Raw genomic sequence first — 12576 nt, forward strand, 5'->3', positions numbered from 1 at the left:
GGGTAACAGGAGCACGGACGGCTTTTGAGCCGCGGCTGAAATTCAAACCCGGATGAGTCTGTACCGAGGATACGGGCAAGTTCCAACCAATGTCAACAACCAAGTCTCTTAATCACAATGCCATATTTGTTCAAACTGATTGATGGGTAACGATCTTTTCTACCGACTTATAAGCCGTCAACGGGTCGTGTCGTTGTCAGAACTACGGCCAAGATGGATCTGTGGTTTTCGGGACTGCTCTGTACAGCCGATTGCGGCAGAGAGTGAGGAGTGTGTGAATCCCACAATTTAATCTTTCGGTGCCTAAATATGTAGCATCCACGTCGCTCGCAACGGCCGCACGACCTCGATTCTTGGGTGTTCTGACCGACTTACGTGGTTTGGCGTCGGAATTGCTCGGTTTCGATTCACTCTGATCGCTATTTTCAGTCACCCACCAGTGTCGCCACTGGACTCACTGCGGGGGACAACCGTGGTCAGCCGTGATGATCTGAACGTCAAATCGCTCGGCCCGTGCCGGATCGATTCCCCGTTGCTGCCGCTCTTAGATCAGCGGAAGCGAAGCTATTACAACGTCGACGAGTCGGACCGGGTGCTGTTCGACGACACGGCGTCGGCCATGATCGCCCGCGGGGTGCCCATCGACCAGATTCCGGGCTTCGAACCGGCCGGGCCGCGCCGCAAAATCTTCTTCGACCCGTCCAAGACCCGTGCCGGCATCGTGACGTGCGGCGGCCTGTGCCCCGGCTTCAACGATGTCATCCGCGGCATCGTCATGGAGTTGCACCACCTCTACGGCGTCCGCCGCATCTACGGCTTCTGCAACGGCTACCAGGGGTTCATCCCCAAGTACAAGCGGCCGGTCATCGAACTCACCCCGCAGACCATTAGCCAGATTCATGAGCACGGCGGCACCATCCTCGGCACGTCCCGCGGCCAGCAAGACCCGGCCGAGATGGTCGACTGCCTGGAGCGGATGGGCATCAACATCCTGTTCGTGATCGGTGGCGACGGCACGCTCCGCGGGGCGCAGACGATCTGCCGCGAAGTCGAAGCCCGCGGGGCGAAGATCGCCGTCGTCGGCATCCCGAAGACGATCGACAACGACATCCTCTTCATCGACCAGAGCTTCGGCTTCCAGACGGCGTTCTCGGTGGCGGCCGATGTCATTCAGACGGCCCACGTCGAGGCGAAGGCATCGCCCAACGGCATCGGCCTCGTTCGGCTCATGGGCCGGCACTCGGGGTTCATCGCCTGCTACGCCTCACTGGCACGCAACGACGCGAACTTCGTGCTGATCCCGGAAGTGCCGTTCAAACTCGACGGGTTCCTGGAGGCAGTCAAGAAACGGGTAACGGCCTCCGGGCACGCCGTGATCGTGGTCGCGGAAGGGGCGGGGCAAGATCTGCTCGGCGGACACGGCGGCGACACCGATGCTTCCGGGAACGCGAAACTTCTCGACATCGGGCTGTTCCTCAAACAGAAAGTCACCGACTCGTTCGCCGCGGCCAACCTCGAACTGAACCTGAAGTACTTCGACCCGAGTTACTTCGTCCGCAGCGTGAAGGCCAACCCGTTCGACGCCGTCTTCTGCCTGCGGTTAGCGCACAACGCCGTTCACGCGGCGATGGCCGGGAAGACCGAAGTGATGATTAGCCGGTGGCACCACCGGTTCGTCCTCCTACCGATTCCGCTGGCCGTCCGCGACCGCCACACCGTCGATCCGAACGGCGATCTGTGGCTGTCCGTGCTGGAATCGACCGGCCAACCGCCGAGCTTCGGATAAGGGCATCCATATACCATCGGGACCACCACGACCGATCACGGGGACGAACGCTTATGGCTCCCGACCTCCAGAAGGCTCTCGGGGCGGACATCCGACTCCTCGGCAACCTGCTCGGACAGGCGATTCGCCGGTTGGCGGGCGACGCGGCGTTCGACCTGGAGGAAGAAGTCCGGGCGGCCGCGAAAGAACTGCGGGCGAACCCGTCGCCGCAGGCCGCCCGCGCGTTGCGCGACCGCATCGGCACGCTGGACGTGCCGGCGTTGCGAGGGCTGATCCGCGCGTTCAGCGTCTTCTTCGACCTGATTAACCTCGCCGAACAGCAAGCCCGCGTGCGGACGCTCCGCCACCGGGCGGCAAAGCCGGACGCCCCGCACGCCGAGACGGCCGAGGCGGCACTGAAGCAGATCGCCGGCCGCGGCGTGGGACTCGACGAACTTGCGGATCACCTCGGCCGTGCGCTGGTGGTGCCGGTGTTCACCGCCCACCCGAGCGAGGCCCGGCGGCGGTCGGTGTTGGAGAAACTCGCCACCGTCGCGCACGCGCTCGACGACCTGGAGTACGGCCTGCCGACGCCCGCCGAGCGCGACGCCGCGATGGGAGCCGTCGCCGAGGAAGTTGAATCCCTGTGGCTGACCGACGCGGTTCGCTCCAATCGCCCATCGGTTTTGGACGAAGTCCGGCAGGTGCTCGGTCTGGTCGAGACGCGGTTGCTGGACGTGGTCCCGCAGGTGTACCGCAAGCTCGAAGCGGCTATCGCCCGCGTTTACCCGGACGCCCACGCGGTCGTGCCGCCGTTCCTGCGGTTCGGGTCATGGATCGGTGGCGACCGTGACGGCCACCCGAACGTGACGCACAACGTCACCGCCGACGCCATCCGGTTGCAACAAGAGACGATCCTCCGCCACTACCTGCACCGCGTCGACGTGCTCGGCCGCAAGCTCAGCCACTCGACGCCGTTCGTGAAATTCGGCCAACCGCTCGTCGACTCGATCGCGGCAGACACGACCCACTTCCCGAACGTCACGAAGGGGAAAGGGCACGAACTCTACCGCCTGAAGTGTCGACTGATTGCCGAGAAGCTGCACCGCACGCTGGACTATGTGAAGGCCCCCGTCGAGTGGGGCACGCGCGCGAGCCAACCGCCGGCCGGGGTGTACGTCGGACAGGCCGAATTGCTCGCCGACCTGGCCGTCATCGCCGACGACCTGCGGCGGGCCGGCGCGATTTCGACCGCCGACGGGGCTATTCGCGACTTCATCCGCCTCGTCGAAGTCTTCGGCGTCCACCTGCTGAAACTCGACCTCCGACAGCACAGCGGCCGGCACGAGTCGGCGACCGACGAGGTGCTGAAAGCGGCCGGCGTGCGTGTGAACTACGCGAAGCTCTCGCCGGACGAGCGGTTCGACGTGCTGGCGAAGGAACTGGAATCGACCCGCCCGCTGATCCCGGCCCGCCTCACGTTTTCGGACGAGACGACGGAAGTGATCCGCACCTTCCGCACGATGGCCGCGATCCTCGACCAGCGGTGCCCGGAAGCGCTTGGCACTTACATCATTAGCTCGACGACCGACGCGGCCCACTTGCTGGAAGTGCTGCTGTTCGCCCGCGAAGCCGGATTGTTCCGCCCCGCCGAGGGCGTGAGCCTCATCGACATCGTGCCGCTGTTCGAGGCGCTCGAACCGCTCCGCACGGGCGGCAAGATCGTGGCGAAGTTGCTCGCCCTGCCGATCTACCGCAAGCAGTTGGAACTGCGAGAGAGCGTGCAAGAGGTGATGATCGGCTACTCCGACAGCAACAAGGAGAGCGGCTTCCTCCAATCGGCGTGGGCACTGTACCGCGCACAGGTCGAGATCACGGAGTTGGGCAAGAAGTCGGGCGTGACGATCCAGTTCTTCCACGGCCGCGGCGGGGCGGTCGGTCGTGGCGGCGGCCCGGCGAACTACGCAATCCTCGCGCAACCGCGGGGCACCGTGGACGGCCGGTTGCGCATCACCGAGCAAGGGGAGATGATCGCGGACCGCTACGGCCACCCGGCGATTGCCGAGCGACACCTGGAGCAAGTGCTCAACGCCGTGCTGCGGACGAGTTTCCCCGGCGACGCGGACAGCCCCGATCCGGCGTGGCTGTCGGCCGTGGACGCCCTCGCGGAGTCGGCCCGGCAGCACTACCGCAAACTCGTCTACGATACGCCGGAGTTCCTGACGTACTTCGAACAGGCGACGTGCATCGGCGAGATCGCGGAACTGAAGATAGGCTCACGGCCGGCACGCCGGAGCGCGACGAGCAGCATCGAACAACTGCGAGCGATCCCGTGGGTGTTCAGTTGGATGCAGAGCCGGCACACGCTGCCCGGCTGGTACGGCCTCGGCACGGCGGTGAACCAGTTCTTGGAGACGCACCCGAAGGGGCTGGAGATGCTCCGTGAGATGTACGCCCGCTGGCCGTTCTGGCGGACGCTCATCGACAACGCGCAGATGATTCTGGCCAAGGCCGACCTCGTCATCGCCCGGCTGTACGCGGACCTCGTCGGCGATCAGAAGCTCGCAGCCCAGATTTACGGCCGCATCGAGGCCGAGTACCGGGCGTCCGCCGACGCCGTCTGCCGCATCACCGGGCAGACGGCCCTTCTCGAACGCTCGCCGGTCCTCAAGACCTCGATCGAACAGCGAAACCCCTACGTCGATCCGCTCAGTTTCATCCAACTCGTGCTCCTCAGCCGCCTGCGGGCGAACGGGGCCGGCCGGGATGAGTTGGTGACGGCTGTGCTGGAAAGTATCAACGGAATCGCGTCGGGGTTAAAGAACACTGGTTGACGACGGCGGCGGTGCGCAGATAATGACAGGAATTGCCCTGACCAAAGCATGAGGCTATTTCCCAGAGCTTGCCGCGCGATGTGATCGAATAACTTCTCCTCTCTCTCCCTTCGGCCGCTCTCCCCGGTTCGATTACCGTCCTCGCTACGAGACTATGCCTCCCGTGCAAACAAACTTCATGCCCCTCCCGCCGGTTGCCGAGGGCCTCTATCACCCCGCGTTTGAGAGGGACGCCTGCGGCGTCGGCTTCGTCGCGGACCTGCGGAACCGCAAATCGCACGCCATCGTCGAAGACGGCCTGCAACTGTTGCGCAACCTCCAGCACCGCGGGGCGTGCGGCTGCGACCAGGACACCGGCGACGGGGCGGGCATTCTGATCCAGTTGCCCGACCTGTTCCTCCGCGACGCGGCCGGCAAACTCAAAATCACCCTGCCGGCGATCGGCAGCTACGGCGTGGCTTTCGCCATGCTGCCGGTCGATGACGCAGCTCGCGAGGCCTGCAAGAGGGCGTGCGAGGCGATCGTTCAAGAAGAGGGGCAGGCCGTTCTCGGCTGGCGGTCAGTGCCGGTCGTGTCGGCGGCAATCGGATGGCTCGCGAAGTCGTCAGAGCCGGTGATGGAACAACTCTTCATCGGCCGCGGCAAGGCCACGACCGACGCGGACTCCTTCGAGCGGAAACTTTACGTCATTCGCCGCCGGGCCGAACGCTGGGCGGCCACGACCGGGGCCGCCAACGCGACCGGCTTCGCCCTCGCCAGTAGCAGCGCCCGCACGCTCGTCTACAAGGGGATGCTGAAGCCCGACCAGTTGCAAGCGTACTTCCCCGACCTGTCGCACCCGGCGATGGAATCGGCCCTCGCCCTCGTCCACAGCCGGTACAGCACGAACACGTTCCCGCAGTGGGCGCTCGCGCAGCCGTTCAACATGATCGCGCACAACGGCGAGATCAACACGCTCAACGGCAACGCGCACTGGATGAAGGCCCGGCAGGGCATGATGAAGGGCGGCGCGCTCGACGGCGACCTGGAAAAGTGTCTGCCGATGGAGTTCGACGGGCTGAGCGACTCGGCCGTGCTGGACCGTAGTATCGAACTGCTCGTGCACTCCGGCCGCAGCCTGACGCACACGATGATGATGCTCGTGCCGGAAGCGTACGAGGAACTCAAGCACATCGACCCAGCCGTCCGCGGGTTCTTCCGCTACCACCGCTGCCTGACCGAGCCGTGGGACGGTCCGGCGAGCCTGTCGTTCACCGACGGCAGCATCATCGGCGCAATGCTCGACCGCAACGGCCTGCGGCCCGGTCGGTACGTCGTCACCGACGAGCGGGTGATCGTGGCCAGCGAGGTCGGCGTGCTGCCGACGCCGCCGGAAGAGATTCGGTCCACCGGCCGCCTCCAGCCGGGCAAGTTGTTCGTCGTGGACCTCGTTCGCGGGAAAGTCATTGCGGACGATGATGTGAAACTCGAAGTCGCCCGCAAGCAGCCCTACGGGAAGTGGGTGGACGAGAACCTCGTGCAGATCGACGCGCTGGCGGACGGCCACGTGCCCGCGTCCGACCTCGCCGAACTGCGGCACCGCCAGCACGCCTTCGGCTACACCCAGGAAGACGTTTCGCGCGTGCTGTTGCCGATGGCCCAGGACGGGCAAGAGCCGATCTCGAGCATGGGCGTGGACACGCCGCTGGCGGTACTCAGCAACAACGCTCAGTTGCTGTTCAGCTATTTCAAGCAACTCTTCGCCCAGGTCACGAACCCGCCGATCGACCCGATCCGCGAGAAGGTCGTGATGAACACCGAGGCACTGCTCGGCCGCGAATCGAACCTGATGGTCGAAGGGCCGGAGCACGCCCGCCTGTTGCGGCTCAAGGGGCCGACGGTCACGAACGAGGAACTCGCGAAGATCAAGGCCCTCGACCAGCCGAACCTGAAAGCCGCGACGCTGAGTACGCTCTTCCCGAAGAGTGGCGGCGAGGCCGGGCTGGAAGTTGCTCTGGAGGCACTCTGCAAGAAGGCCGCCGACGCGGTTCGGAGCGGTACGACGATCCTCATTCTCTCGGACCGCGGCGTGAACGCCGAGCAGGTGGCGATCCCATCGCTCTTGGCCTGCGCCGCCGTCCACCACCACCTGATCCGGGCGGGTCTGCGGGTGCTGTGCGGCATGGTCGCCGAAACGGGCGAAGCCCGCGAGGTGCACCACTTCGCGCTGCTCGTCGGCTACGGCGTCGCGGCCGTCAACCCGTACCTCGTGTACGAGACGTACCAGGGGTTGGCCGCCGAGGGGATGCTCGTCGACGCGAACGGCGGGGCCCTCGACCTGAAGAAAGCGATCCAGAACTTCACGAAGTCGATCCACGCCGGCTTGCTGAAGGTGTTCAGCAAGATGGGCATCAGCACGCTGATGAGCTACCGCGGGGCCCAGATGTTCGAGGCAATCGGGCTGAGCGCGGACCTGGTCGGCCGGCACTTCACCGACACGCCGAGCCGCATTCAGGGCATCGGCCTGTCCGAGATTGCCCGTGAGTCACTGACCCGGCACGCCGTCGGCTACCCCGGCGACCCGGACGCGGAATCGCCGGAACTCGACGCGGGCGGCGACATCATGTGGCGCCGCCGCGGCGAGCACCACATGTGGAACCCGGAGACGGTGCAAAGCCTCCAGCACGCCGTCCGCAGCGAGAGCCGGGCCGAGTACGACAAGTTCGCGAGTGCCGCCAACAACGAGAGTCGGCAGCTCTGCACCCTGCGCGGACTGATGGCGATCAAGTGGGGCCGCAAGCCGATCCCGCTCGACCTCGTCGAGCCGGCGAAGGAGATCGTGAAGCGGTTCTTCACCGGGGCGATGAGCTTCGGCAGCATCTCGAAGGAAGCCCACGAGACGCTTGCCATCGCGCTCAACCGCGTCGGCGGCCGGAGTAACACCGGCGAAGGTGGCGAAGACCCGGTCCGTTTCAAGCGCGAGGCGAGCGGCGACCTCCGCGGCAGTGCCATCAAGCAGGTGGCCAGCGGCCGGTTCGGTGTCACCGCGAACTACCTCGCGAACGCCGTCGAGATTCAGATCAAGATGGCCCAGGGGGCGAAGCCCGGTGAGGGCGGTCAACTGCCCGGCCACAAGGTCGATGCGGCCATTGCGAAGACCCGCTACAGCACGCCGGGCGTCGGTCTGATTTCGCCGCCGCCGCACCACGATATCTACAGCATCGAAGACCTGGCGCAGCTCATCTTCGACCTGAAGAACTCGAACCCGCACGCCGAGATTTCGGTGAAGCTCGTCGCCGCGGCCGGCGTCGGGACGATCGCGACGGGTGTGGCGAAGGGCTACGCCGATCGCATCCTCATCAGCGGTGACTCCGGCGGCACCGGGGCCAGCCCCCTCTCCAGCATCCGGCACGCCGGCATGCCGTGGGAACTCGGGTTGGCCGAGGCGCAGCAGGTGCTCGTCCGCAACGGCCTTCGCGGCCGCGTGCGGTTGCAGACCGACGGCCAGATGAAGACCGGCCGCGACGTGGTGATCGCCGCGTGCCTGGGGGCCGAAGAATACGGCTTCGCGACGGCCCCGCTGATCGCGCTCGGCTGCATCATGATGCGGAAGTGCCACCTGAACACCTGCCCGGTCGGCATCGCCACGCAAGACCCGGTGCTGCGAGCGCAGTTCGCCGGCACGCCGGAACACGTCGTCAACTACCTGTTCTTCGTCGCCGAAGAAGTCCGCGAACTGCTGAGCCAGATGGGCTACCGCAAGCTCGACGAGATCGTCGGCCGCCCGGACCTGCTCAGCCCCGTCGACCTGTCATGGCACTGGAAGGCGAAGAACCTCGACTTGAGCGCGCTGCTCGACCGGCCGAAGGTGCCGCACGGCACGCCCATCCGGTGCGTCGAGCACCAGCCGGACATCCTCGCGGAACAGATGGACTGGGAGATCGTCCAGACGGCGAAGGCCACCGCGGACCACCCGCGGCGGGTCGAACTGTCGCTGCCGATCACCAACCGCAACCGCACGACGGGCACGCTTCTCAGCTACTTCGTCACCGATAAGCACGGCGAAGCCGGCCTGCGGGAAGACACCGTGGACCTGCGATTCACCGGCATCGCCGGGCAGAGCTTCGGGGCGTTCGTCACCCGCGGCATCACGCTCCGGCTGAAGGGGCAGGCCAACGACTACGTCGGCAAGGGCCTGTCCGGCGGCAAGATCATCGTCGCCCCGCCGGTCGAGAGCGGCTACGTCGCGGAACAGAACGTCGTCATCGGCAACGTCGCCCTGTACGGCGCGACCGGCGGCGAGGCGTACTTCCGCGGGTTGGCCGGCGAGCGGTTCGCGGTCCGCAACAGCGGTGCGAAGACCGTTGTGGAAGGCGTCGGCGATCACGGGTGCGAGTACATGACCGGCGGCATCGTCATCGTCCTCGGGCCGACCGGGCGGAACTTCGCGGCCGGCATGAGCGGCGGGTTGGCGTTCATCTACGACCCCGACGAGACGTTCCGCGAGCAGTGCAACTTGGAGATGGTAGACCTCGTGCCAGTGGTGGAGTACAAGGACGTAGGCCTGTTGAGCAACCTCATCAACCGCCATGTTTTGTACACTGGTTCCTCGGTCGGCAACGAGATCGTCAACGACTTCGGCGCGGCCCTCGGCCGGTTCGTGAAGGTGTTCCCGAAGGACTACCGCCGCGTCCTCGAACAGAGCCGCCAAGTTCAACGCCAGTGGGAACTGGTGAACGGCTAACGAAGATGAAGGGGTGAAGGGGTGACACGGTGAAGGGGTGAGAAGACGGGTCTTCTACCTTTTTCACCCCTTCACCGTGTCACCCCTTCACCCCTTCATTTCAAGAGTCAAAGAAGTTAGACGAAAGGCAGCCCGACGATGGCCGACCCCCGCGGATTCTTGAACGTCGAAGCGCAGAAGCCGACGCCCCGACCGATCCACCTGCGGCTGCGCGACTACGACGAAATCTATCACTCGATGCCGGCCGAAAGCACCCGCGCCCAGGCGACGCGGTGCATGGACTGTGGCATCCCGTTCTGCCACACTGGCTGCCCGCTCGGCAACCGCATCCCGGACTGGAACGACCTCGTCCACCGCAACAGATGGAAGGACGCGCTCAAGGCGCTCCACGACACGAACAACTTCCCCGAGTTCACTGGCAAGACCTGCCCCGCCCCGTGCGAGGCGTCGTGCGTGCTCGCGCTGAACGGTGCCCCGGTGACGATCAAGACGATCGAACAAGCCATCGTCGATCGCGGGTGGGAAGAAGACTGGATCAAGCCCGAACCGCCGAAGCACGCGACCGGCAAGTCGGTCGGCGTCATCGGCAGCGGCCCTGCGGGGCTGGCAGCGGCGCAGCAACTTCGGCGGGCCGGGCACGCCGTCACCGTGTACGAGCGAGACGACCGCCCCGGCGGCCTGTTGACCTACGGCATCCCCGACTTCAAGATGGCGAAGTTGTACGTCACGCGGCGGATCGCACAGATGGAAGCCGAGGGCGTGACCTTCGTCCTGAACGCCGACATCGGCAAGGGCGTGGACCCGCAGGAAATTCGCCACAAGCACGACGCACTGCTGTTGACCGTCGGGGCGATGAAGCCGCGGGAGTTGGACATCCCTGGCCGGCAACTGAACGGCGTCGTGCAAGCGATGACGTTCCTGACGGCCCAGAACCGCCGCGGCTTCGGCGACCAACTGCCGGAGGACACCATCACGGCGACGGGCAAGAACGTCATCATCATCGGCGGCGGCGACACGGCCGCCGACTGCCTGGGGACGTGCCACCGGCAGGGGGCGAAGTCGGTGCTGCAACTCGACTATAACCCGTGCCCGCCGGAGAACGCGAACCCGGACACGCCGTGGCCGCTGTGGCCGAAGATCCTGCGCATCACCCCAGCCCACGAGGAGGGCGGCAAGCGGGACTGGCAGATCAAGACGAAGTCCTTCGTCGGCGACGACGCGGGGAACGTGACCGAACTCCACGCGGTTCGCGTTCACCAATACTTCGACGACGACGGCGACCGGCAGTTCGAGGAACTGCACGGCTCGGAGATCGTCTTCCCATGCGACCTGTTGTTACTCGCCATCGGCTTCTCCGGGCCGGAACCGGCGCTGCCGAAGCAGTTGGGCCTGGCGATGACGGAAGGCGGGGCGATCGCTGTGAAGAAGCCGTATGCGACCTCGGTGGACGGCGTCTTCGCGGCCGGCGACTGTCGCCGCGGGCAATCGCTGGTGGTGTGGGCGATCGCGGAAGGCCGTGAGGCCGCCCGACACATCGACGAGTACCTCACCGCCCAACCCAGCCGCCTCCGCGGCCGCGACCTACCGCTCGGCGTGGTCCACGCGGGCTGATGCGGCCGATTGTCTCCCTCTCCCCGGGCATTGAGGGGGAGAGGGCCGGGGTGAGGGGGACGACCTACCTCGCTTCGTGATTCATTTCCGTTGTGTGACGGCTCTCCCCTCACCCTCTCCTCTCAACGCTAGGGGAGAGGGAATCCGATTTCGACCTCATCGCACTCTCCTTCGCTCGATTTCCCATTTCCCCGCGCCCGCCCTTCGACACTTCCCGTGATGAGACTCTGACGGCACGCACTCGCGTCGGCCCACTCGGCCGAGGATCGCCGCTGAACACGCAGAAGCACCGCGAACAACACGTGAGGTCATGGGCATGTTTTTCTCCCGCTGGCTGGACTACTGGAGTCGAAACCCCGCCACCCGTCCCGCACGGATCGGCCGCAAGTCGCCGAGATCGGGCCTTCGCTCGTCGCTGGAAGCGCTCGACGAGCGGGCCGTCCCGCACGCCGGGTGGTCGTTCGCTCCGGAGAACGCACTGAACGCGCCGTGGGCCTTGTTCGCGTCCTCGGCCGCCGGTTCTTCGACCGACACGAGCGACGCCGCGGTCACCACGCAGTTGAAGGTGATCGCCCGGGCGGACACCTACGCCGGCCAGGAGGCGCGGATTACGGTCGTGGCCCTGGACGCCGACGGGCACCCGGTTCGCAACTACACCGGCACGATCGCGCTGACGAGTTCCGACGCCGACGCCACTCTGCCGGAGAACTACACGTTCACCACCGACGACCGCGGCCGGGCGACCTTCACGGTGAAACTCGCCACCGTCGGCGAGCAGACGATCACGGCGACCGACACGACGACCGGGACCATTGTCGGCTCGGCCACGATCAACGTCGAAGCGGCCCCGGTTGCCACGCACCTGTTCGTGGTGACGGAACGCGACGTGTACACCGGCACCGTCACGCGGGTGGCGGTCGCGGCCCTCGACGCCTCCAACCGCGTCGTGCCGACCTACACCGGGACGGTCAGCCTGACGAGTTCCGACACCGGCGAGACGCTGCCGGAGGCGTACACCTTCACCAGCAGCGACCGCGGCGTCCACGTCTTCGAAATCACGCCGTCCGCGGCCGGCGACCAGACGATCACGGCGACGGACACCGCCGACGCGACCGTCACCGGCAACGTCTCGACGACCGTGGAAGCGGCCCCGGTGGTGACGCGGATCGCGGTCATCTCCAAGCCGGCGACCACGACGGGCACGGCCACGCAGGTTTACGTGGTGGCCCTCGACGACAGCAACCATGTCGTCCGCAACTACACCGGCACGGTGACGGTGACGAGTTCCGACACGGCGGCCGTTCTGCCGGCGACGTACACCTTCACGGCCGAGGACCGCGGCGTGAAGGCCCTGGACGTGACGCTCAACACGACCGGCAGCCAGACCGTGACGGTGACCGACACGGCGGACTCGACCCTCACCGCCTCGACCACCATCAGCGTGGCCGACGCCTCGACGCAAGACATGGACTTCCCGCCGATGCGGTTCCAGGGCATGCGGCCTCACCGTCGCTTCTAACACGACCGCGGGCGAAGTTCGGGTCGGTCGGGTCGGGGAAGGTTGCGAGTGTAGGTTCGGCGTAAGTTTCTGCCGTCGAACCGACTTCCCTTGACTCGACCGACCCGGGCTTCGGCCCCGCGCA

At 66.0% G+C, this 12576-nt stretch carries 5 protein-coding genes; all 5 read left to right on the top strand.

Annotated features, from left to right (window positions below; genetic code table 11):
* The first annotated feature begins 472 nt into the window (after window positions 1-472).
* The 5 genes from PX52LOC_RS36370 to PX52LOC_RS36390 all read left to right on the top strand — a co-directional run bounded on the left by PX52LOC_RS36370 (window position 473) and on the right by PX52LOC_RS36390 (window position 12452).
* Window positions 473-1786: an ATP-dependent 6-phosphofructokinase gene (locus tag PX52LOC_RS36370; protein WP_149114684.1), complete on the top strand. Its 1314-nt coding sequence runs from the start codon at window positions 473-475 to the stop codon at window positions 1784-1786.
* A 53-nt stretch (window positions 1787-1839) separates the two neighbouring features.
* Window positions 1840-4599 (top strand): phosphoenolpyruvate carboxylase, encoded by a 2760-nt coding sequence (ppc, locus tag PX52LOC_RS36375; protein WP_149114685.1) that lies wholly within the window; start codon window positions 1840-1842, stop codon window positions 4597-4599.
* Window positions 4600-4777: 178 nt separating this feature from the next.
* The gene (gene gltB, locus PX52LOC_RS36380; protein ID WP_246173573.1) at window positions 4778-9322 is read left to right on the top strand and encodes a glutamate synthase large subunit; all 4545 of its coding nucleotides are present in this window, start codon (window positions 4778-4780) and stop codon (window positions 9320-9322) included.
* Window positions 9323-9460: 138 nt separating this feature from the next.
* On the top strand, window positions 9461-10933 hold the full coding sequence (locus tag PX52LOC_RS36385; protein ID WP_149114687.1) for a glutamate synthase subunit beta: 1473 nt from the start codon (window positions 9461-9463) through the stop codon (window positions 10931-10933).
* Between the two features lie 316 nt (window positions 10934-11249).
* Window positions 11250-12452: a hypothetical protein gene (locus PX52LOC_RS36390; protein ID WP_149114688.1), complete on the top strand. Its 1203-nt coding sequence runs from the start codon at window positions 11250-11252 to the stop codon at window positions 12450-12452.
* Window positions 12453-12576: the final 124 nt, after the last annotated feature.

The sequence above is a fragment of the Limnoglobus roseus genome (assembly GCF_008254045.1).
GTDB lineage: Bacteria > Planctomycetota > Planctomycetia > Gemmatales > Gemmataceae > Limnoglobus > Limnoglobus roseus.